At 54.5% G+C, this 20,348-nt stretch carries 25 protein-coding genes and 1 tRNA gene; 14 read left to right on the top strand and 12 right to left on the bottom strand.

Features of this window, described 5'->3' with window-relative positions; translation table 11 throughout:
* Nucleotides 1-523: 523 nt before the first annotated feature.
* Nucleotides 524-599: transfer RNA gene (locus tag ACT3RR_RS08760), tRNA-Phe, on the top strand.
* 123 nt (nucleotides 600-722) lie between these two features.
* Here ACT3RR_RS08760 and ACT3RR_RS08755 read toward each other — a convergent pair.
* Entirely contained in the window at nucleotides 723-1,607 is an 885-nt protein-coding gene (locus ACT3RR_RS08755; RefSeq protein WP_496200200.1) for a DMT family transporter, read from the bottom strand.
* 202 nt (nucleotides 1,608-1,809) lie between these two features.
* On the opposite strand from ACT3RR_RS08755, the gene ACT3RR_RS08750 reads away from it, so the two are divergent.
* The 3 genes from ACT3RR_RS08750 to ACT3RR_RS08740 all read left to right on the top strand — a co-directional run bounded on the left by ACT3RR_RS08750 (nucleotide 1,810) and on the right by ACT3RR_RS08740 (nucleotide 2,938).
* Nucleotides 1,810-1,932, top strand: coding sequence for a hypothetical protein (locus ACT3RR_RS08750; RefSeq protein WP_353503389.1), 123 nt, complete (start codon nucleotides 1,810-1,812; stop codon nucleotides 1,930-1,932).
* Nucleotides 1,933-2,089: 157 nt separating this feature from the next.
* Nucleotides 2,090-2,416 carry a low molecular weight protein tyrosine phosphatase family protein gene (locus ACT3RR_RS08745; RefSeq protein WP_496200127.1) on the top strand — a complete coding sequence of 109 codons (327 nt, stop codon included), beginning with the start codon at nucleotides 2,090-2,092 and terminating at the stop codon, nucleotides 2,414-2,416.
* Nucleotides 2,417-2,620: 204 nt separating this feature from the next.
* The gene (locus tag ACT3RR_RS08740; RefSeq protein WP_496200126.1) at nucleotides 2,621-2,938 is read left to right on the top strand and encodes an RcnB family protein; all 318 of its coding nucleotides are present in this window, start codon (nucleotides 2,621-2,623) and stop codon (nucleotides 2,936-2,938) included.
* 84 nt (nucleotides 2,939-3,022) lie between these two features.
* Here the strand turns inward: ACT3RR_RS08740 and ACT3RR_RS08735 are convergent, their stop codons facing one another.
* Entirely contained in the window at nucleotides 3,023-3,652 is a 630-nt protein-coding gene (locus ACT3RR_RS08735; protein ID WP_353503391.1) for a LysE family translocator, read from the bottom strand.
* Nucleotides 3,653-4,062: 410 nt separating this feature from the next.
* Between ACT3RR_RS08735 and ACT3RR_RS08730 the strand changes: the two genes are divergently transcribed.
* From ACT3RR_RS08730 to ACT3RR_RS08720, 3 genes are all read left to right on the top strand, one after another.
* A complete protein-coding gene (locus ACT3RR_RS08730; protein WP_496200125.1) occupies nucleotides 4,063-5,403 on the top strand; it encodes an MFS transporter in 1,341 nt (446 codons plus the stop codon).
* A complete protein-coding gene (locus ACT3RR_RS08725) occupies nucleotides 5,403-6,596 on the top strand; it encodes an enolase C-terminal domain-like protein (RefSeq protein WP_496200124.1) in 1,194 nt (397 codons plus the stop codon). Before ACT3RR_RS08730 ends, ACT3RR_RS08725 begins: the two co-directional genes overlap by 1 nt.
* 122 nt (nucleotides 6,597-6,718) lie before the next feature.
* Complete coding sequence (locus tag ACT3RR_RS08720) at nucleotides 6,719-7,396, top strand: GntR family transcriptional regulator (protein ID WP_496200123.1); 678 nt, start codon at nucleotides 6,719-6,721, stop codon at nucleotides 7,394-7,396.
* A gap of 69 nt (nucleotides 7,397-7,465) precedes the next feature.
* Here ACT3RR_RS08720 and ACT3RR_RS08715 read toward each other — a convergent pair whose 3' ends face one another.
* Nucleotides 7,466-8,440 carry a threo-3-hydroxy-L-aspartate ammonia-lyase gene (locus ACT3RR_RS08715; RefSeq protein WP_485902493.1) on the bottom strand — a complete coding sequence of 325 codons (975 nt, stop codon included), beginning with the start codon at nucleotides 8,438-8,440 and terminating at the stop codon, nucleotides 7,466-7,468.
* 146 nt (nucleotides 8,441-8,586) lie between these two features.
* Here ACT3RR_RS08715 and ACT3RR_RS08710 point away from each other — a divergent pair, with 146 nt between their 5' ends.
* Nucleotides 8,587-9,210, top strand: a complete 624-nt coding sequence (locus tag ACT3RR_RS08710; RefSeq protein ID WP_353503396.1) for a helix-turn-helix transcriptional regulator — start codon at nucleotides 8,587-8,589, stop codon at nucleotides 9,208-9,210.
* Between the two features lie 4 nt (nucleotides 9,211-9,214).
* On the opposite strand, the gene ACT3RR_RS08705 is transcribed toward ACT3RR_RS08710, so the two are convergent.
* A complete protein-coding gene (locus ACT3RR_RS08705) occupies nucleotides 9,215-9,844 on the bottom strand; it encodes a TetR/AcrR family transcriptional regulator (RefSeq protein WP_353503397.1) in 630 nt (209 codons plus the stop codon).
* A gap of 93 nt (nucleotides 9,845-9,937) precedes the next feature.
* Here ACT3RR_RS08705 and ACT3RR_RS08700 point away from each other — a divergent pair, with 93 nt between their 5' ends.
* Complete coding sequence (locus ACT3RR_RS08700; RefSeq protein WP_496200122.1) at nucleotides 9,938-10,603, top strand: O-methyltransferase; 666 nt, start codon at nucleotides 9,938-9,940, stop codon at nucleotides 10,601-10,603.
* 79 nt (nucleotides 10,604-10,682) lie between these two features.
* Here the strand turns inward: ACT3RR_RS08700 and ACT3RR_RS08695 are convergent, their stop codons facing one another.
* Nucleotides 10,683-11,441: an alpha/beta hydrolase gene (locus tag ACT3RR_RS08695; RefSeq protein ID WP_496200121.1), complete on the bottom strand. Its 759-nt coding sequence runs from the start codon at nucleotides 11,439-11,441 to the stop codon at nucleotides 10,683-10,685.
* A gap of 192 nt (nucleotides 11,442-11,633) precedes the next feature.
* Here ACT3RR_RS08695 and ACT3RR_RS08690 point away from each other — a divergent pair, with 192 nt between their 5' ends.
* On the top strand, nucleotides 11,634-12,071 hold the full coding sequence (locus ACT3RR_RS08690; RefSeq protein WP_034793198.1) for a MarR family winged helix-turn-helix transcriptional regulator: 438 nt from the start codon (nucleotides 11,634-11,636) through the stop codon (nucleotides 12,069-12,071).
* 4 nt (nucleotides 12,072-12,075) lie between these two features.
* Here the strand turns inward: ACT3RR_RS08690 and yghU are convergent, their stop codons facing one another.
* Together yghU and ACT3RR_RS08680 are read right to left on the bottom strand one after the other, a co-directional pair.
* On the bottom strand, nucleotides 12,076-12,945 hold the full coding sequence (gene yghU, locus ACT3RR_RS08685; protein ID WP_396131349.1) for a glutathione-dependent disulfide-bond oxidoreductase: 870 nt from the start codon (nucleotides 12,943-12,945) through the stop codon (nucleotides 12,076-12,078).
* Between the two features lie 104 nt (nucleotides 12,946-13,049).
* Nucleotides 13,050-13,487 (bottom strand): Lrp/AsnC family transcriptional regulator, encoded by a 438-nt coding sequence (locus ACT3RR_RS08680; protein WP_486032789.1) that lies wholly within the window; start codon nucleotides 13,485-13,487, stop codon nucleotides 13,050-13,052.
* Nucleotides 13,488-13,668: 181 nt separating this feature from the next.
* On the opposite strand from ACT3RR_RS08680, the gene ACT3RR_RS08675 reads away from it, so the two are divergent.
* Nucleotides 13,669-14,685 carry a zinc-dependent alcohol dehydrogenase family protein gene (locus ACT3RR_RS08675; protein ID WP_496200120.1) on the top strand — a complete coding sequence of 339 codons (1,017 nt, stop codon included), beginning with the start codon at nucleotides 13,669-13,671 and terminating at the stop codon, nucleotides 14,683-14,685.
* A gap of 73 nt (nucleotides 14,686-14,758) precedes the next feature.
* Here the strand turns inward: ACT3RR_RS08675 and ACT3RR_RS08670 are convergent, their stop codons facing one another.
* Both ACT3RR_RS08670 and ACT3RR_RS08665 read right to left on the bottom strand, forming a co-directional pair.
* On the bottom strand, nucleotides 14,759-15,214 hold the full coding sequence (locus ACT3RR_RS08670) for a carboxymuconolactone decarboxylase family protein (RefSeq protein ID WP_496200119.1): 456 nt from the start codon (nucleotides 15,212-15,214) through the stop codon (nucleotides 14,759-14,761).
* 96 nt (nucleotides 15,215-15,310) lie between these two features.
* Nucleotides 15,311-16,093: an SDR family oxidoreductase gene (locus ACT3RR_RS08665; RefSeq protein ID WP_485902480.1), complete on the bottom strand. Its 783-nt coding sequence runs from the start codon at nucleotides 16,091-16,093 to the stop codon at nucleotides 15,311-15,313.
* Between the two features lie 150 nt (nucleotides 16,094-16,243).
* Here ACT3RR_RS08665 and ACT3RR_RS08660 point away from each other — a divergent pair, with 150 nt between their 5' ends.
* Nucleotides 16,244-16,624: a winged helix-turn-helix transcriptional regulator gene (locus ACT3RR_RS08660; RefSeq protein WP_353504029.1), complete on the top strand. Its 381-nt coding sequence runs from the start codon at nucleotides 16,244-16,246 to the stop codon at nucleotides 16,622-16,624.
* A 17-nt stretch (nucleotides 16,625-16,641) separates the two neighbouring features.
* On the opposite strand, the gene ACT3RR_RS08655 is transcribed toward ACT3RR_RS08660, so the two are convergent.
* Entirely contained in the window at nucleotides 16,642-17,493 is an 852-nt protein-coding gene (locus tag ACT3RR_RS08655; protein ID WP_485902478.1) for an MBL fold metallo-hydrolase, read from the bottom strand.
* Nucleotides 17,494-17,603: 110 nt separating this feature from the next.
* Between ACT3RR_RS08655 and ACT3RR_RS08650 the strand changes: the two genes are divergently transcribed.
* Both ACT3RR_RS08650 and ACT3RR_RS08645 read left to right on the top strand, forming a co-directional pair.
* A complete protein-coding gene (locus ACT3RR_RS08650) occupies nucleotides 17,604-18,230 on the top strand; it encodes a TetR/AcrR family transcriptional regulator (RefSeq protein ID WP_485902476.1) in 627 nt (208 codons plus the stop codon).
* 64 nt (nucleotides 18,231-18,294) lie between these two features.
* The gene (locus ACT3RR_RS08645; RefSeq protein WP_496200118.1) at nucleotides 18,295-18,480 is read left to right on the top strand and encodes a hypothetical protein; all 186 of its coding nucleotides are present in this window, start codon (nucleotides 18,295-18,297) and stop codon (nucleotides 18,478-18,480) included.
* Between the two features lie 64 nt (nucleotides 18,481-18,544).
* On the opposite strand, the gene pnuC is transcribed toward ACT3RR_RS08645, so the two are convergent.
* Complete coding sequence (gene pnuC / locus ACT3RR_RS08640; protein ID WP_353503408.1) at nucleotides 18,545-19,312, bottom strand: nicotinamide riboside transporter PnuC; 768 nt, start codon at nucleotides 19,310-19,312, stop codon at nucleotides 18,545-18,547.
* Between the two features lie 58 nt (nucleotides 19,313-19,370).
* A complete protein-coding gene (locus ACT3RR_RS08635; protein WP_496200117.1) occupies nucleotides 19,371-20,024 on the bottom strand; it encodes a cysteine hydrolase family protein in 654 nt (217 codons plus the stop codon).
* Between the last annotated feature and the right edge of the window lie 324 nt (nucleotides 20,025-20,348).

Genomic DNA, 20,348 nt, shown 5'->3' with positions numbered 1-20,348 from the left:
AAGGGATTACGGTTCGAAGGTCAGGCTCAGCCACGTCTGGTAGACATCAGTAAAACCAGAGAACGCTCTGTTTTTAATCATGCCTAACAGCCAGCAAGGTAGCCTTACCGCATGGAAGGAACTTATGAAGTAGAAAAACGGCGAACGCGACGTTCACCACGCACGGAGGAGTTCATCAGCGATGGGTGACGCTTGCAGGAAGCGCGATGTGATAAACCGGTCATGCCGCAACCCTCATGAGCTGTCGCGAAAAAGGAAAGTTCTTAGCGTAGAAATCGGCGCAATAATGTCACTATTCCCCCCCTGTTTCAAGCTGGATAAGTCGCCAAATTCCTCTCAAAATGCAACATTTTTAAGCTATTCATTTGACTGAATTTCCTAAGGCGCTAACCCAAAGTTTTCACACCCTTGGCGGCGAACCAAGTCGGATTGGATTAAAAAACACCATTCGGATGATTCGATTAACGCTTACGCAAAAAAGCCGTTGACGACGTAGGCCCAATACGGTTTAATGCGCCCCGTTGCCCGGATAGCTCAGTCGGTAGAGCAGGGGATTGAAAATCCCCGTGTCCTTGGTTCGATTCCGAGTCCGGGCACCATCTTTAAAGAAACCAGCCTATGGCTGGTTTTTTGCTTTCTGGCGTTTGGACTCTCCATCGAACTGCGTTCGATTATTCGTCTCATCCTGAGACTCACCCCTTCGGGGCCAGCGCAAGCGCTGTTCATCGGCGCTGACGCACCACGTTCACTCGCCAAATCCCAAAGCACACTAGCACCAGCGCGATGGCGTAGCGCCATTCGAAGATGCTTTCTTGCAGGAAAATCGACGAGAGTACGGCGCCGGAGACGGGGATTAAGAAGTTAAACGGGGCAATCATCCCGACGCGGTTATGCTTGAGTAACAGGCTCCACAGCGCGAAGGCGATGGAGGATAACAGCGCCAGATAGCCGAGGATCGCAGCTGATTCCCAACCGTGAAACTCTAGCGTGCCGCCGCAGGCATAGCCGCCCAGCGTCAACACCACGCCGCCAATGCCCAGCTGCCAGCCGGTCATCACCGTCGGATCGGTGGTTTGCGAGATGCGTTTGCCGAAGAGCGAGGCGGCAGAGAGGATAAATGCCGCTAATACCACGAAGCCGTCGCCCATCCAGCTAAAACTAAAATCCATCAGCTGGCTGTTGAAGTTCACCACCATAACCCCGGCAAAGCCCAGTACGCAGCCCACCACCTTGTTGATGCTGAGTTTGTCATTCTGATAAATAAAGTGCGCCAGCAGCACGCTGAAGAAGGTGCCGGTGGCATTCATAATCGAGCCTTTAACACCCGTGGTGTAGGCCAGCCCAATATAGAAGAAGATGTATTGCAGCGCGGTTTGCGTCACGCCCAGTATGGCAAGCTGTGAATACTGATGGCGAGATAAACGCGCAATAGGTTTGCCCTGTAAAAAAGCAAATGCCAGCAGCAGCAGGCCCGCAATGATGAAACGGTAACCCGCAAAGACAATTTTGCCCGGCAAATCGTCCGTCGCTATCTGGAAAATTTCATAACCGTTTTTAATCGCCGGGTAAGCACTGCCCCACAGCAAACAACAAAACGCAGCCCCCATCCAGACAAATTTCTTATTGGTAAATAGAGAAACGTTACTGTTCACATCCTTTCCTTTAGCCAGTTTCAGCGGCGCGTCCATCACGCAGGTGAGATTCATTATTCCCGATAACACACTGACTTACCGTAATAAGCCTCAAAACTTTGTCTCAAGCTGGAAATAATAGTCGAGTCGCAAAAAAGGAGTGGCGAGAAGGTAAGGCGTGAACCCAGCCGAAGAGGATAATTTCCCCTTCGGCCAGAACGGGGAATCGGTGACGTCTGAAACGTTATTGCGCGTGATTGAGGACGGCGATGACCTGTGGATTAAAGTAATTCACCTGTAACATATATTGTTTGCCGAGAATATTGCCCTTGCCCAGCCAGTTAATTCCCCCATACGTTCAATAAAATTGGCGCGTGCAGCTCAGTTAGGCATTGAAAATCCACGAATAACCAAGGCTCAGCGATTACTGAATGCCAAGGATGAGATTTAAGGTAACTATGAATATTCTTTTCATCTGTAGCCGGGATCAATGGCGCAGCCCGACAGCTGAACAGGTTTGGCGTAATTACCCTGGTCTATCGGTGAAGTCCGCCGGAACCAGCCGTAACGCCAAAAAAAGCGTAACGGCAGACATGCTGAAGTGGGCTGACGTGGTTTTTACCATGGAGCAGAAACATAAAAATCGTCTTGTCGCTGATTTTTCTCGTTTTCTTGAGTACAAGTCGGTCCATGTATTAGATATTCCCGACGATTATCAGTACATGGATCCCGAGTTGGTCAGTATCGTGAAAGAAACTGTCAGTCATCGTCTCGGCCTTGAGTAATACTAAGCCGCCAGCCCATTTTTTAGGCTAGCTGGCGGCTTTTCATTTTGCTCGGCTAGATAGCTCTTACCACCAGCATTTGCATTTCGACACAATTAAACGCCCCGTCCTGAGGTGCTTTTCTCGCTATTATCCTGTCTACAGATGAAGCACGGCTTCACGAATGACTATTGCCACGGTTAATGGTTTTAAACGGGATACACTATGCGTCTTTCTAAATGGGTTTTGTTATCGGCTTCTGCTTTGTCTTTCACGCTGTTGTCCGCTCAGGCCGCCAACGCCGCGTCAAACTCACATGAGATCCAATCGTTCTTCAGCGACTCAATTCAATACTCGATCGGCAGCAAAGTGCCGGCGTTTTATCGCACCAAGCCTTATGAAATTGTTGAATGGCAAAAGCGCAATCTGCCAGCGCCGACGCCAGACACTCACTGGACCTACATCGGCGGCAACTACGCGCTTATCACCAATTCCGACGGCACCATCACTAAAGCGGAATCGGGCGATATTTTCTTCCAGTAATCCCTGATATCAATACTAAAAGGCCGCCTGAGTGAGCATCACTCGGCGGCCTTTTTTGTTTTAATTCTGCTATTCATCTTGGATTTATTTGCTGGAAAGGATCAGTTTTAAGCCTAACAGCATTAAAACGGTCCCCGCCACGCGGTCAATCACCGTCTTGAATCTAATATAGGCTTTTTGCGATTTCTCAACCGACAGCACATAAGCCACGAAGGAGTACCAGCCTGCGTCGATAATAAAAGAGACTAAAGGCAGGACAACATAATAGTAAGCCGGAATGTGCGCGGGCAGCAGCGCGGTGAAGATACTGGCAAAGACTACCGCCGTTTTAGGGTTACTTAACTGAGTAAATAATCCGTCGCGGAAGGTCTTCAAATAGCGTGGCTTAGACTGCCCCACGATAGCCGTTTCCACCACCATAGGATCTTTAGAATGTTTAAGGATTTTATAGGCCAGATAGAGCAAATACAGCCCGCCAAACACCTTCAATCCCCAGTATGCCAGCGGCACGGCGAGTAAAAATGCCTGCAACCCTAAGAGCGCGATGATGGCGAAAATCGCCGCGCCGGTCCCCGTCCCCAGCGCTGTCGCCAGCCCGTGTTTACGAGATTTCGCAATCGCGTTTTGCGCGACATAAACAAAGCTTGGCCCCGGGCTCATCGCCCCGATACTGATTGTCCCTGCAATGGCCGCCACCGTCAGATAACTGTTCATTATTATTATTCACCCTAATTTTCCGATTAATACGTCACGTGTTTGTGCTACGTAAACAGGTACTCGTTGATAACATTACCCTGACAATAAAGGATAGGAAATAAGCAATTGTTTAGGATTATGAAGATATTGTAATTCGCCGATTCGCGCCCGTTAATTGGCTGATAAGCAGGATATGTTCCGGCCGCGAATGTAATAAGTGCGAATCGAACGTCATGCCCTTCAGCGCCTCTACAGGCTTGTGCTCTCAGCCCATTTCACTAAATTTCTGCTAAATCCTTTCAGCTCTAAATCTGCAACTTTGCCCGTTGATCCTTCAGCGATCTGTGTTCATTATTCAAACTTGTATGCAAGTACCTCACATACAAGATGTGGATCAATTAAGAATCCTAAAAATAAGGGTAATGAACATGCAACTTGCTGATTCTTCCATGGAAAAACAGGTTATTAGAAAACTCTCCTGGCGGCTCCTGCCGATACTGGTCGCCGGATACCTCATCGCCATTATCGACCGCGCCAACATTGGTATCGCGGCCCTGACCATGAATGCCGACATCGGGCTGACGGCAGCGACCTTCGGGCTGGCGGCCGGGATGTTCTTTATCCCCTACATCCTGCTTGAGCTGCCTTCGAATCTGGCATTGGAGAAGGTCGGCGCGCGCTGGTGGATAGCCCGCATTATGTTCACGTGGGGGATCATCTCTGGCGCGCATATGTTCGTCTGGAATGACAACAGCCTGTACGTGATGCGCGCCCTGCTGGGTGCGGCAGAAGCCGGGTTTTTCCCGGGCATCGTCTTCTACCTGACACTCTGGTTCCCGGCTGCGTGGCGCGGGCGCATCGTCTCCTCCTTTATGGCCAGTATTCCGGTGGCGCTGATCATCGGCACGCCTATTTCCAGCATGCTGCTGGAAATGCACGGCCTGCTGGGGCTGAAAGGCTGGCAGTGGATGTTCCTGCTGGAAGCCTTACCGGCCATTGTGCTGGCCTTTGTGGTGCTATTCACCCTGCCCAATCGCCCGGAAGACGCCAAATTTTTAGCCGCAGATGAGAAGCAGTGGCTGCTGACGACGCTGGCGGCGGAGCGCAACCTGCTGCCGCCGCGTAAGCAAGGTAACTTATTGAAAATGCTGTTTAGTCCGCGCGTTTTGCTGTTCTGTCTGGCCTATTACGGGCTGACCAACCTGAACGGCGCGATCAGCACCTTCCTGCCAAGTATTGTGAGCGAAACCGGCCTGAGCCATATCCAGACGGGCTTCGTCACCATCATTCCTTATGTGTTTGGGCTGGCGGGCATTTTGCTGCTCGGCAAGCTTTCTGACCGCCCCGGCTCGCGGCTGTTAGCCAACTACCTGGCGCTGTTTATTTCCATGTTTGGGCTGCTGGGCGCGGGTTACTTCAGCGAGCCGCTGGTGCGCATGGCCTTCCTGTGCGGCGCGGCGTTCGGCTTCTTCGGCGCGATGCCGGTGTTCTGGTCACTGCCTTCACAGTTCCTTTCGGCGTCAGTCGCGGCGGGCGGTATCGCGGTGATTAACTCGCTCGGCAACCTTTCCAGCGTGATCAACCCGTGGATCATCGGCACCATTCGCGACAAAACCGGCAATTACAACGCAGGGTTCTTCTGGCTGGCGGCCATGGCGCTGCTCTCCGTGCTGACCCTCACCCTGATTGTCCGCCTGTGGAAAACCCCTTCCCAGCGCGATGAAAGTCCTAACGCTGAAAAATTGAAAAGTCCAAAAGGAGTCTGTTGATGAAGATTATTGATGTGCGTTTGCGCCAGCTAGAAGGCGTCTTACCCACAGAAGGCCCAATCTGGGAGGAGCGGCTGGCTCGCCCGTTGGATATCTATGCCGACTACCGCGTGCGCGATGACCACGAGGGCGGCGAGCAGCTTAAAGACGGCTTTGCCATTAGCACCGTATATCTTGAGATCGCCACTGATGAAGGCGTCGACGGGCTGGCCGGGCCGATTCCGCGCTCTATTGCTTCGATCATCGCCAGCCACCTACGCCGCCTGCTGATTGGCCAGGATCCGCGCGACAGTGAGCGCCTGTGGGATCAGATGCATCGCGCGCTGGTGCACGGCCGTCAGGGTGAAGCGATGATGGCTATCAGCACCGTGGACTGCGCGCTGTGGGACCTGCGCGCCAAGTGGATGCAGCAGCCGGTGTATCGCCTGCTCGGCGGATCGGCGCGAGAAAGCATTCCGGTTTACGCCTCGATGCTTGGCTTCTCGGTGCAAGATCTCGGGCTGGTGCGCGAACGCGCGCAATACTACAAATCGCTGGGCTACTGCGGGCAGAAATGGTTCTTCCGCCACGGCAGCATGAGCGGTCGCGAAGGGCTGAAGCAGAACATTGAGCTAGTCAAAACGCTGCGCGACGCGGTGGGGGAAGACTATGATCTGATGTTCGACTGCTGGCAGTCGATGGATGTCACTTACGTGATGGAGCTGGCGCAGGCTATCGAGCAGTACCGCCCGCGCTGGCTGGAAGAGTGCGTGATGGCCGACCGCCTCGACAGCATGCGCCGCCTGAAAGACAAGCTGACCATCCCGATGGCCGGTGCCGAGCATGAGTACACGCGCTGGGGCTTCAAACGCTTTTTCGACGCTCAAGTGTTGGATATTATCCAGCCCGATATCTACTGGTGCGGCGGGCTGTCCGAGACGCTGAAGATCGCCGCGGCGGCCACTATGCATGATCTACAGGTGGTGCCGCACGGCCATTCGACCATCGCCACGGCGCATTTCACCGTCACCCAATCGCCAATCCACACGCCGTTTCAGGAGTATTTGGTGAAGTGGAATGACATCCACCAGCACTTCCTGCAATCCCCATTAGTGCCGGAAAACGGCGTGATTCGCGTGCCGGAAACGCCGGGGATGGGCATGGCGCTGAACCGTGAGAATATTCACAAAGAGACGCTGATTTTCCCCGCTTAATCTGACATGTGGGCGTTGGCCGGTGCTAGCGCCCATATTGGCCGGGGTAAACTTGCATATAAGAAGCAAGCATGTAAGTATTTCTTCCTCTTCGGATTCTTGTTGTTAAGGCACACCACGTCATGAGTACAGGGAAAAGCGCCGCCAGTTGGACCATGAAAAAAATCGTTCGCCCGCAGTCGCTAGCACTCAGGATGGCGGACCAAATCCGCGAGCTGATCGTCAATGGTGAAATTGAATTAGGCACGCTGATTTCCGAAAACGACATTGCCAGTAAGCTGCAAGTGAGCCGCACCCCGGTGCGCGAAGCCCTGCAAAAGCTGGAAACCGAGCGTCTGGTGCAAATCATTCCCCAGCGCGGCACCTACGTTTTCCAGTTCAATGAACAAGAGATGCAGCAAACCTGCAAAATGCGCGAGATTTTAGAGTCCGGTGCTTTAGGCATTGCGCTGGCGCGCGACCGCGAAGGCTTAATTTCCGCGCTGGAAAAGCAGCTTAAGCTCGGCAACAAAGCGCTAAATGGCGATCCAGACAGCTTCCGTGCCGCCGACGCTGGCTTCCACATGGCCCTGATTGAGTTCAGCCAGAATCAGGAACTGATTTACGCCTACCACAACATCATCAATCGCATCCGTGCCCTGCTCAATCGCCTCGCGAAAACCACTGAGGAGCTGTCGGGTTCGCAAAAAGATCATGAGGATTTCGTCGCCATGCTGCGCGAAGGGCGAGACGCCGACGCCGAGCAGCACCTGGGCTGGCACGTCGGCGGCCTGCTGCGCATGTTCCAGCAGAAGTATTGAGGCTGTCCTGAAGAGACAAAAAAAGCGCCGGGTTCAGCGCTTTTTTTGCTCATCAATGTCGAATTAGCCTCAGTTAACCCCGGCCAACAGCTGACAGTAGCGGGCGATATCCACATTGCCGCCGCTGATGATCACCCCGACTCGTTTACCTGCAAGCTGCTCTTTCACCGTGCGCGCGGCGGCATGGCCCAGACAGCCGGTCGGCTCTACCACCATCTTCATCCGCTCGGCGAAGAAGTGCATGGATTGCACCAGTTGCTCATCGGTCACGGTCAGCACGTCATCCACGTTGCGGCGAATGATTTCAAAAGTTTGGTGGCCCAGTTGCTGCGTCTGCACGCCATCGGCAATGGTTTTCGGCGTTTCAATCTTCACCCGCTTGCCGCTGCGAAACGACTGCTGACCGTCATTACCCGCCAGCGGCTCGACTCCGTAGACCAGGCAATTTGGCGAAAGCGCCCGCGCAGCCAGCGCCGAGCCGGAGAGCAAACCGCCGCCGCCCAGGCAGACAAACAGCGCGTCCAGCTCGCCCACTTCCTCGAAAAGCTCCTTGGCCGCCGTGCCCTGCCCGGCAATTATGTGCGGATGGTCGTAAGGCGGGATCAGCGTCAGGCCGTGCTTTTGCGCCAGATCACGGCCGATCTGCTCGCGATCTTCGGTATAACGGTCAAACAACACCACCTTGCCGCCATAGCCCTCGGTGGCAGAGATTTTGGCCTGCGGCGCGTCCTTCGGCATCAAAATGGTCGCAGGGATCCCCAGCATTCTGGCACACAGCGCGATGGCCTGCGCGTGGTTGCCCGATGAAAACGCCACCACGCCCGCCCGCTTCTGCTCATCGCTAAACTGCAACAGGGCGTTCATCGCGCCACGAAATTTAAAAGCGCCCATGTGCTGGTAGTTTTCACATTTGAAGAACAGCTTGGCTCCCAGCTCTTCATCGGCGGTGCGCGATGTCATGACCGGGGTTTTTCTCACATAGGGTTCGATTCGGTGGGCAGCGGCAGCAACATCAGCATAAACAGGCAAGGCAACATCACTCATTTTTCTCTACCTAGGGTCAGCGGGATGAAATGACAAAATATATAAAATTAGACATAACGTCTATACTTGTAGCCTGTAAGTTTGACGGAAAATCTAATTATAGATAACTTATCAGCCCAGCCCGGCCGGAAACCAAGAGAAAAATTATGTCAGGATCGTCAGAGAAGTGGCTGCTCGACCAGCTCAACGCGGTAGCCGCAGGGCTAGGAGAAACCTTTGCGCCCTTTGCCGAAGTGGTGCTGCACGATCTTCGCGACCCGCAGCATTCGATCATTGCGGTACACAATAATTTGTCCGGCCGACAGGTTGGCGAACCTACCACCGAGATGGGGCTGGCGCGTATCGCTTCCCCCGATTACCCGAGCCTTATCACCAATTACGCCAATAAATTCGCGGATGGCAGGCCAGCGAAAAGCACCTCGATCGGCATTAAAGATCCGCAAGGGAAGTACATAGCCGCGCTCTGCATCAACGTCGATATGACGCTGTTTCGCGGCATGCAGAGCGCGCTGGCGCAGTTCACCAGCATCGCGACTGACAGCGTGAGCGAGACGCTGGGACCGGCGGGCACCGAGGCTATTCGGCAATATATCGATAAGTTTGCTGCCCGGCTGGCCTCCACGCCGCGCGCGCTGAAAACCGCCGAACGCAAACTGCTGATGCGCGAGTTGCAGGAAAATGGCCTGCTGGAAGTGAAAAAATCAATGGATACCGTGGCGCAGCATTTGGGGGTGTCCCGCGCCTCGATTTATCTGTACGCCAAAGAGTAAGGCGCTATTTTTGCAGGCTAACCAGATAAGCGCAGAACATATCGGCCATCGCATTGGCGTAGGTGTCGATTTCTGCGGCAGTGCGTGGGGTTTCGGAGAACTGCTTACCCGTGGCGCTGAGCGCGTTGGTGATCAGGTCGCCCGCCAGTGCGCGCGTCTCGGGGCTGGCGTCGGGCAAGGCTTTTTGCATGAAAACGTCGACGATGGCGTCCCCTTTCACCCTCACTTCCTGCGCCTCTGGCGCATCGCGATACAGCGGTGCGGCGTCATTGAGCGCCACGCGCATTTCCGCCTCTTCGCACTCCGAATGAATAAAAGCGTGGACCAAGTTGCGCAGCCGCTGTAACGGCGTTTTCTCATCATCATTCAAGATACTGCGCAGCATATCGGTGGTCTGCTGCCACTCGTCGCGCTGCAAACGGAAAAGAATCGCCGCCTTATTGGGGAAATATTGGTAGAGCGAGCCGATGCTCACCCCGGCCTTCTCCGCCACCCGCGCGGTAGTGAAACGCTGCGCCCCTTCCTTCGCCAGAACCTGAGTAGCCGCCGTCAGGATAGTCGCCACCAGCTCGGTCGATCTCGCCTGAAGTGGTTGTTTTCTTGATGAAATTTGTGGGGCGCGGCGTTCAGTCATCGGGGCCTCGGAATGCGAATAGTTAAATGCGAATAATTCGTCATATTATAATGGCGTGCAACGTCGCACTCAATCTCAGACTGGAAATAAGCCATGAATACTCTGACTTCCGCCCCACTCGCACCCCTACTTGATCGCTTATTTGCCGAGGCGCGAGAAAACTTACCGGCAGTCGATCCGGCGCTGCTCAACATGTCTGACGACGAGCGAAAACGCCTCAAGCAAAGCAAAACCGAATACGTCAATCTGTACAGTATGCTGAAGGATTTCCCCCTTGCGGTATCGCGCGAAACCGGCGCGCTGCTCTACATGCTGGCGCGCTCGAGCAATGCCAAAAACATCGTTGAGTTCGGCACCTCGTTTGGCATTTCCACCTTGCACCTCGCGGCCGCGCTGCGCGACAACGGCGGCGGCTTGTTGATCACCAGCGAATTCGAATCTTCGAAAGTGATGCGCGCCAGAGAAAACCTGCAAGCTGGCGGGGTCAGCGATTTGGTAGATATCCGTCAAGGCGACGCGCTGCAAACTCTGAGCGCTGACCTGCCTGAAAGCATCGACATGCTGCTGCTCGACGGCGCCAAAGCACTTTATCCGGATATCCTAAATCTGGTGGAAAGCCGCCTGAAACCGGGCTCGCTGATCATCGCCGACGACGCCGAAGACAGCCCGGAGTTCCTCACCTACATCCGCGCCGAGAACAGCGGATATCTCTCCGTCCCCTTCGCCGACGACGTCGAATTGTCGATGCGCCTAGGGTGATGGCATCAGCGTTAAGACACAAAAAAGCCCCAGAGTTGGGGCTTTTGTTTGGGGCCTTGGGAAAGCAAAATCACCCCAATTACTTCGACAAGCTTTGCGCGGCTTTCTCAATCAGTTCGGCGACTTTTTGCGGCTGTGAGGCGAAGACGGCGTGGCTGGCTTTCACTTCAACCACTTTACTGTCGGCGCGTTTCGCCATGAAGCGTTCCAGATCTGGGTTGATGGCGCGGTCCTGGGTTGCGACCAATGCCCAGCTTGGCTTGGTTTTCCAGGCCGGTTCGGCGGCCGGGGTGCCAAAGATAGCGGCGGCTGGCATCACCTGAGAGCGGGCCATAAAGTTGGCTTGTGCCGCTGGCAGGTCGGCGGCGAAGTCGGCGTGGTAGACCTCAGGTTTCAGGTATAAGAAGTGGTCGCTGGTTTGTGCAATGCCTTGAGTGGCTTGCGGAATTTTTGCCGACAGGCCCGCCAGCGTTTCGCCTTTTTCGGGTTGGAAAGCGGCGATATACACCAGCCCGGCCACTGACGGGTCTTGCCCTGCTTCGCTAATGATAAAACCACCGTAGCTATGCCCTACCAGCAAAGATTTCCCTGCCTGCTGGCCTAAAATGCGGCGCGTCGCGGCGACGTCATCGGCCAGCGAGGTTTGCGGTTCTTGCACAATCGACACGTGATAACCAGCCTTGTCCAAGATTTTGGTTACGGCCTGCCAGCCAGAACCATCCGCGAAAGCGCCGTGGACCAACACGATATTTTTCACCGGCTCGGCGAATGCCGCGCTCTGTGCCGCAAAAGCCAGTGCCAGACCAGCTGCCAGAGTCGTCAGGGTTTTCTTCAACATGATGATTTCCTTCATTTTAGGGTTGGATAAGGGATATCTATTTAGTTATCGCAATATTGTTTATCGCGATAACTAAATTGAAGTTAAAACTATCAGCATTGGCTTAGGTGTCAAGCTATTTGTTATCGCGATAGATAATTATTTACCCACAATGGTATGATGTTGCCAAGACCGACGCTAAAGGAGCACCCCGTGACACATCGTCCCCGCCTGGCGGAGCAGCTTTGTTATTCCATCTATTCCACTTCCATCGCCATCAAGCGGCTGTATAAGCCCCTGCTTGATGCCATGGGCGTGACCTACCCGCAATATCTGGTGCTAAACGTACTTTGGGAACAGGGGAAACAGTCTATTGGCGGCATTGGTGACACCCTGGCGCTGGAAACCAGTACCCTGACACCGTTACTTAAGCGTTTGGAAAATGAAGGTTTTATTGAGCGCGTGCGCAATCCGCAGGATGAGCGTCAGGTGATGATTTCCATCACGGACAAAGGAAAGCAGCTGGAAGAAGAGTCGATTCGCCTGTCCGAAACGCTGTTTTGCAGTTCGAATCTGGAGTTGAAAGAGTTACAGCGGCTGAATCAGGAGATCGTTGCGCTGCGCGACAATATCGCGCAGCGCAACGGCTAAGTCTCTATTTAGGCTGGCGTTTATCTTCAGTACGCAGATCAAAATCCGAGGCGTCATGACGCTCGTGGAGTTGGTCTGCCGGGTCACCGAAGGTGCGGTTTACCTTGCGCCCGCGTTTCACTGCCGGGCGGTTGGCCACTTCTTCGGCCCAACGCTGGAAGTGCTTGTAGGATTTGAGATCAAGGAACTCAGCGGCGTCGTACAGGCCGCCCTGCGCCAGGCTACCGTACCACGGCCAAATCGCAATATCCGCAATCGAATACTCGTCACCCGCAATAAAGCGATGGTTGGCTAATTGGCGATCCAGCACGTCGAGCTGGCGTTTCGCTTCCATGGTAAAGCGGTTGATGGCGTATTCGATTTTGAACGGCGCATAGTTGTAGAAATGGCCGAAACCTCCGCCCAGATAAGGCGCAGAGCCTTGCAACCAGAACAACCAGTTCAGGGTTTCAGTGCGCGCAGCAATCTCTTTTGGCAAGAAATGGCCGAACTTCTCTGCCAGATACAACAGGATCGCGCCAGATTCAAAAACGCGGATCGGCGGCGTTGCCGAGTGGTCAAACAGCGCCGGAATTTTCGAGTTCGGATTCACTTCCACAAAGCCGCTGGAGAACTGATCGCCTTCGCCAATGCGAATCAGGTGCGCGTCATATTCCGCCTCGGTCACGCCCAGTGCCAACAGCTCTTCCAGTAAAATCGTCACCTTCTGGCCGTTTGGCGTACCCAGCGAATAGAGCTGCAACGGGTGCTTGCCGATTGGCAACACTTTCTCGTGCGTTGGACCAGCAATCGGGCGATTTATCTTCGACCAGTTACCGCCATCTTGTTGATTCCATACCCAAACCTTTGGAGGCTGATAGTTATTTTCCGACATGGATCACTGCCCTCTGTAATAGGATTCATTGGTGTTCATCAAGATTGAGCATAGCCTTGATGATGGCAGTTGATCTATTTAGTTAGTGCTCACCCTCAAGGTGATTAAAGAGGGGGCAGCCGACGCTTTACCGGCGTGGCTTTAACCAGCGACGTGTTGCACTGCGCGTAATCAGCAATAGGATCCAGGATCTCATCGAGATGCTGCATCGACCGGACCTGTAGGCGCATCACGAAGCAATCTTCGCCGGTGACTTTGTCGCACTCGCTGCATTCTGGCATCTGCTGAATCAGCTTCTGCACATAGTGCAACTGCCCAGCTAGCGGCTTAACGCGCACTATCGCCATCAGCGGATAGCCCAGCGCGTCAAGATTGATGATGATACTAAACCCTTCAATAATATGATTTTCTTCCAGCCTGCGTACCCGCTCAGCGGTTGCCGGAGCCGATAACCCCACCTGCTCGCTAAGGGATTTAATCGACAGTCTCGCGTCCTGCGCCAGCAGTTTTAAGAGCAATCGGTCGATTTTATCAATATTCATTTTTCCTCTGCCTTATACCAAACCCGCTTATTTTTAATAAAAAGGATTCACAGCCAAATAACCTTACTTAAATAAGCTTTGAGTCCATCTCGCCTTGCTATCTGCATATTATGCCGCCCCTTTTGTGAAGATAATAATCTCCATCGACTCTCTTTATAATTAACAAATTACGGGATGAAAAATGAAACAGCTTGAGATTACCGACAGCTACCTGCTGGAAGATTTACGCCTCGTTGAGCGCGAGAAACCGGCGTCGCCAGGCCCCGGTGAAGTGATGGTGAAAATGGGCGCGGTTTCACTTAATTTTCGCGATTTGCTGGTCGCCACGGGTAACGGGCACTGGCGACCAACGCCGGGCCGCGTGCCGGGTTCCGACGGCGCAGGGCGGGTGGTCGAAGTGGGCGAAGGTGTAACCCGTTTCACCGTCGGCGATCGCGTCATCACCACCATTTTGCCGAACTGGATCTCCGGGCCGATGACCAATGAGAATTCCAGAGGCTCGTTGGGTGGCGCGGCGGTAGACGGCGTGCTGGCTGAGTATCGCGTGCTGAACGCCGAGTCGCTGGTCTTGGCTCCGGACTATTTGACTGACGCCCAAGCCGCCACCTTCCCCACCGCCGGACTCACCGCATGGCATGCTTTGCAACGCGCCGGCAAACTCGGCCCGGACAGCACGCTGCTGGTTCAGGGAACCGGCGGTGTTTCCCTGTTCGCCTTACAGATAGGCTTGGCTGCGGGAGCTAGAGTTCTGGCGACGTCAGGCTCAGATGCAAAGATTGAACGCCTCAAAGCCATGGGCGCGCACGCCACGGTGAACTATCAGCAGCGGCCGGAATGGAGCCAGGATGTTCTGGCATTAACGGGGGGCAAAGGGGCCGATGTCACAGTGGATATCGGCGGCGCCTCAACGTTGCACCACTCAGTGAAGGCCGCGGCGCATTATGGCGTCATTTGCATCGTCGGCCTGACCGGCGGCCTAGAAGCGACCTTCAACGTGTCACAGGTATTCTTCAAAAACCTGCGCATTGAGGGGATCGAGACCGGCTCACGCGAAATGCTAGAAGCCATGCTCAGCTGGTTTAGCGCCCGGCAGATTGTGCCAGTGGTAGACAGTATTTATCGCTTTGAGAACAGCCGCGAAGCCTTCCTGCACCTGCAATTGGGCCAGCACTTGGGTAAAGTCTGCATCACCTTCTAACTTCATCAATAACAAAAAAGCAGCGGTTTCGGCCGCTGCTTTGCTTGAGGGTGATCCTGACACAGGAACGGCTTTAGGCCTTGGCGGCAGCGGCCGGTGTGGCGCGGAAAGCTACGCCAAAACGGTTGAAGGCGTTCATCAGCCCAACGGCATAAGTGAGATCGGCCAGCTCCTGCTCGCTAAACTCGACGATGGCCGCCGCATAGTCGTCATCCGGCACGCCGGTTTCGCTAACGCGAGTGACGCTTTCCGCCCAGCTCAGCGCCACGCGCTCGCGGGCAGTGAACACGGCACCGGCCTCATGCCATACCGGGACCAGCACCAGCTTTTCCACCGATAAACCCGACTTCAGCAGGTCGCGGGAGTGCATATCAATACAGAACGCACAGCCGTTGATTTGGGAAACGCGCAGGTAAACCAAGTCAATCAGCGCCTTCGGCAAGCTGCCTTTCAGCAGCGTTGAGTACACGGCGCCAAAGGCTTTATAACCCTCTGGGGAGGCTTTGGCGTAGTCGATACGTTGAGTCATGATACTTCCTTCGTAGTGTCGTTTTGAGAACACCAGAATGAAGAATCTTGGCCTGCATCGAAAGCGCCATAAAGTGTCTATTATTCCAGACCATGATTAGGCGGTGGGGATGGTGCCCCCGTCAATAACGAACTCGGTGCCGCTGATGGATGCCGCACGTGGCGACACCACGAAGGCAATCAGGTCGGCCACCTCGCGCGGTTTAGCCGGCCGTCCCAGCGGAATTCCTCCCAGAGAGTCCATAATGATCTGCTTACCGCCCTCGTAATCCGTGCCCGCCTGCTCGGCGAGGCGCTCGGCCATCGCCACCGCGGCGGTGGTTTCCACCCAGCCCGGCGAGACGCGCACCACGCGCACGCCCTGCGGCGTCACCTCTTTCGACAGACTTTTACTGTAAGTGGACAGCGCCGCTTTCGCCGCCGCATAGGCAGTAGTGGATTCCGGCAGCGGCAGCTGATGCTGAATAGAGGTGACGTGGACAATCACCCCGGCGCCCTGTTTGAGCATCTCTGGCAGCAGAGCGCGATCGAGCCGCACCGCCGACAGCAGATTGAGATTTAGCTCGGACAGCCACTGCTCGTCATCCAGCGCGGCAAAACCGCCGCCCGGCGCAGTTGAGCCGCCCACCACGTTAACCAGCACGTCGATCCCGCCAAGCTGCTTTAAGGTGGCGGCAGCGACCTCGGCGCAGCCCTGCGCGGTGCTGACGTCGGCGGCGATATAGTGCACATCAGCCCTCGCGGCTTGGGAGACATCCCGCGCGGTGGTAATCACTTTCGCGCCCACTTCTCGCAAAACTTGCACCACGGCTTCGCCCACGCCCTTGGTGCCGCCGGTAACCAAAACTCTCGCGCCCGCCAAACCTAATTCAAAACTCATGTTGATGCCCTCAGTGGATGTTCATTTCCAGCTAAGCATCGCGGTAAAATATATTGATAACAAGTACATACAATTAAGTCGGGTACATACTTAAAAGTAAGTTTTTTGAATTTAAAGGCGAAAAGCGCCAATATTATTTACTATAAAAAAATGACAACGATAAATGAAAATAGCGCGCCCCCGCCGCAGGGTCAGGGCCACAAATACACCCGTGAAACAGCCGCCATCGGCGTCGAAAAGGTGATTAAACTGCTGGATGGGCGGTGGAAGCTGCTCATTCTGTTTCAACTTTTCGGCGGCCGGGTGCTGCGCTTCTCCGATCTTGAACGGGCAATCCCCGCCGTCTCGCAAAAGATGCTGATTCAGCAACTGCGCCAGTTGGAAAGTGACGGCATCGTCAAACGCATCGTCTACCCCGAAGTCCCGCCGCGAGTGGAATACTCGCTGACGGAATGGGGGCAAGACCTCTGTCCGGTGCTCGACGCTTTGCTGAATTGGGCGGCACTGCGTGAAGCGCAGGCGGCGGACTAGCGCGGCCTGCAGCTGGATCACGGCATGGGCTTAGTCAACTGGGATGCTTTCCACAAGGAGCCGGGATTCACGCGAGTTGGGTAGATCGCCAGCATGGCCTGATAAAGCTCTCCGGCGCTGTCGGTTTCTTCGGCGAGGCGATTGAAGTCCAGCAAATACTGTTTGGTTTTGGCAATATTCTCCGGGGCGTCGTCGTTTTCCGGCACTTTATGGCCCGCCACTACATAAGCTGGTTTGAGCGCCGCAAGGGTGTCCAGCGCGGCAATCCACTCCAGCCGACTCTGCTTATCCGTCTCCCCAAGAAAAGGGTGAATGCCGTTGTATACCACGTCACCCGCCACGATTAACTCGAGGGAAGGGACATACAGGCTGGTGGATTCCGCAGTATCCGTGCGGCCAGTATGCACCACCAACAGCTTGTGCCCTTCCAGCTCGAACTCGTCGCTGCTCAGCGGCTCGGCGGCAATCAGCCGGTCGTCGATTTCACCCGGAAACAGCTTGCGCCAGAAACCGTCCACCGAAGCCGGAGCAAGGTGGGCATGCATCGCCTTAACAATGGCCGGAGCCGCCACCGCGCGGGCCTGCGGGAAGTGTTCCAAGAGCGGGGCCAGCCCGAAGAAGTGGTCACCGTGGCCGTGGGTGATGTAGATCGTGGTGAGGTTTTTGCCGCTGGCAATCACCCAGTCCAACAGCGTTTGCGACTGCTCTTTGGTCAGGAAGGTATCGACCAGCACGGCGTCTTTCTCGCCATAAATCAGCGTGGCTGAATTAGCGACCCACATCAGCGACTCGAGGCCGGCAGGAATATCCCGGCTTAGGCCAGGGCGTTTAATGGTTAAAACATCCCATTTCAGGGCGGGTTTGCTCATGGTGCTTGCTCCGTAGTGAAGAGGGGTATCAATTGACAGTCGAAGGCGTAACGGCTATAAATAAAATATGACCGGTCGGTTTATATTGTCAAGACAATTGGAGAACAACGATGAACAGCCCTGCTGAAGCTGATAAGAGAGGCCGCCGTGGGCCGAAGCCCAACCTGAATACCCGCACCAATCTGGTTCAGGCCGGGCTGCAAACCTTCCATCGCGAAGGCTTTGCCGCGACGGGCATTCAGAGCATCGTTGAGCAGGCGGGCGTGCCGAAAGGCTCTTTCTACAACCATTTCGACAGCAAAGAGACCTTTGGCGCCTCGGTGGTGGATGCCTATTTCGAGCGCGCGCAGGCCAGACTGGATAGCGCGTTCGGCAATGCCGAGCTGGCGCCGCTGGCTCGGCTGGAGGCCTATTTCGACAGCCTGATCGTGGCTTTTCGCGACAACAAGTTCAGTAAAGGCTGCCTGATGGGCAATCTCAGCGCCGAAATCGCCGACCACAGCGAAGCCATTCGCCTGCGCCTGGTGGAGCAGTTCGCCGCCTGGTGTCAGGTGATTGAAAATTGCCTGCTGGACGCTCAGCGCCTAGGGCAGCTCGACAGTAATTTGTCCGCCAAGTCACTGAGTGACTTCATTCTAAATTCTTGGGAAGGCGCGCTGCTGCGCATGCGAGTGGAGAAGAACGACTCGCCTTTGCTGGAGTTTAAGCAGTTTGTTTTTGGGCATTTGCTGGGCTAGGTTTGTTTATTGGTCGCAGAAAACGCTATGCTTGCAGGAATTTCGCACTATACAGAGATAGCCGATGAGCAATAAAAAGCAGCCAGCCCCGTCGATCTTCGACCATTTGCAAGAGGACGACGGCTTTGATCTTTGGGGCCGTTCCAAGTTGAGCAGCGCCTTGAATAAAGCTAAACCCGCGACGCCGGACAATGATGCATTAGCCGCGGCGCGCAAGCTTATCAAAGGCGACAAGAAACTGGCGGAGTGATATTCCTCCATTTGCGCCAGCATTAAAAAACCCGCCAGATGGCGGGTTTTGTTTTTTAGCATGCTCAAACTTTCTCGGAAACCAGCCCCTCGGCGAGCGGGCTTGAAGAGGCCGGGCGCAGCGGCCGCGAGCCGTGCTCTTTCGCCGATTTGATCCACGACCATGAGCCAAACGCCGCGATGCCAATCAAAATCGCGTATTCAATCGACATCACATACACCCCTTGCACCGCGTACAGCGCCACGCTGATGACATCCAGCGCGCACCAGATGATCCAGTTCTCCACATACTTTTTAATCATCAATACCGTCGCCACGATCGATAGTACCAGAATGGTGGAATCCGCCAACGGCCAGGCGTCCGGCAACAGCTGCGGCGCGGCGGCGTTGACGCCCATTTTTGACAGCAGCGCGAAGGCAACGCCGGTCAGCCACGAGAAAATACCGTCAATGTTGAAGGTCATCAGCAGGATAAACAGCACGCTGACCACCGCCGTCACCACAAAGCTGTTGAGCGACATCCAGCGGATCTTGATCGCCGGGGCCTCTTTTTTGTCATCTTTATACCAAATCACCCAACCGACCACGTTGGCGACGAAGAAGAACACTTGCAGCATCATGCTGGCGTAAAGCTGAATTTGGAAAAAGATCGCCGTAAACAGGGTGACGTTTAACAAGCCAAACAGATAGTTGATGGTCTTCTCGCGGCTGGCGAGCCAGATGTTGATCAAGCCAAACAGCGTGCCAATCGCCTCGATCCAAGATAATTGATAGCCGTCTTTGCCGAGCGGGATATTAACCATGATGTTGTGAATGCTGAAATAGGAAAGCATGGTGCGACTCCTGTATTTTCTTTGTTTTTATGAAGTTAACGAGCAAGTTGTAAAACTATTAATAGGCGTTGGCGGAACTTAAATAATCAATGACCTCGCCCGACTCGGCGACCCAGCCATAGTTTTCATCTAACACGGCCAAACACTCGATTTTGCGCGGCGCGCTCATGGACTCCACGGCGTCGGAGACCACGATAGAGGTGTAATGGTGATACAGCGCTTCACGCACGGTATCTTCGACGCAGCACTCAGCCACCACGCCGGTGACCACCAGCGTATCAACGCCAAGCTCGGAGAGATGCTGCTGAAGAGTGGTGCCGTAGAAGCCGCCAAAGCCGTGCTTCGGCACGATGATTTCGCCATGGATGGGTGCCAGTTCAGCGATGATATCTGCACAATCCAGCTCGACCTCACTGTCTTCATAGCTGCGCAGGTGCCCTACGCGACAGGCTTTGGTTTGCTCGTCGAGGAAAGAGGTCCAGCTGAATTTGCTCTCCAGCCTGCGCCACGCGTCGTTTTCCACGCTGACCCATTGCAGAAAAATCACCGGGTAGCCGCCCTCCCGAAAATGCTGGAGCAGGCGCTGCTGCGGCGCGATAGTCTCCCGTCCGCCCGGCACTTCAAAGGGCGCGCCCTGACGAATAAAATCGTTTTGCATATCCACAATGATCAGCGCGGGTTTATTGATTTTTGGTAGCTGGTGCAATGGCATGATGTGTTCCCCTCATTAACATTCTTCTTTTTGAGATGTATTTAATAAAGAACATTAGCAAGGAGCATGCCAGCAGCGACTAAAGGGCAGGAATTGTGTCAATTTAGGGCTTAGAAATAAGAAAAATTGATGAAAGGCGGCGTAGAAGTGATTTTTCCAATACTTTTAAGATACTTTTAACATGGCCGAGGCCGTTATTTGGCTTAGGGAAAATCTTCATTTTTCGAGGGCAATCGGCGTCGCACCTTTATAATACCATTGCCTCATTTTGGGGCGTGCAGCGGCTTACCCATGGGCTGGGAAACCACTGCACGATTTGAAACT

Source organism: Ewingella sp. AOP8-B2-18 (assembly GCF_052376015.1).
GTDB classification, from domain to species: domain Bacteria; phylum Pseudomonadota; class Gammaproteobacteria; order Enterobacterales; family Enterobacteriaceae; genus Ewingella; species Ewingella allii.
This window is presented reverse-complemented; position numbering and strand designations above follow the sequence as displayed.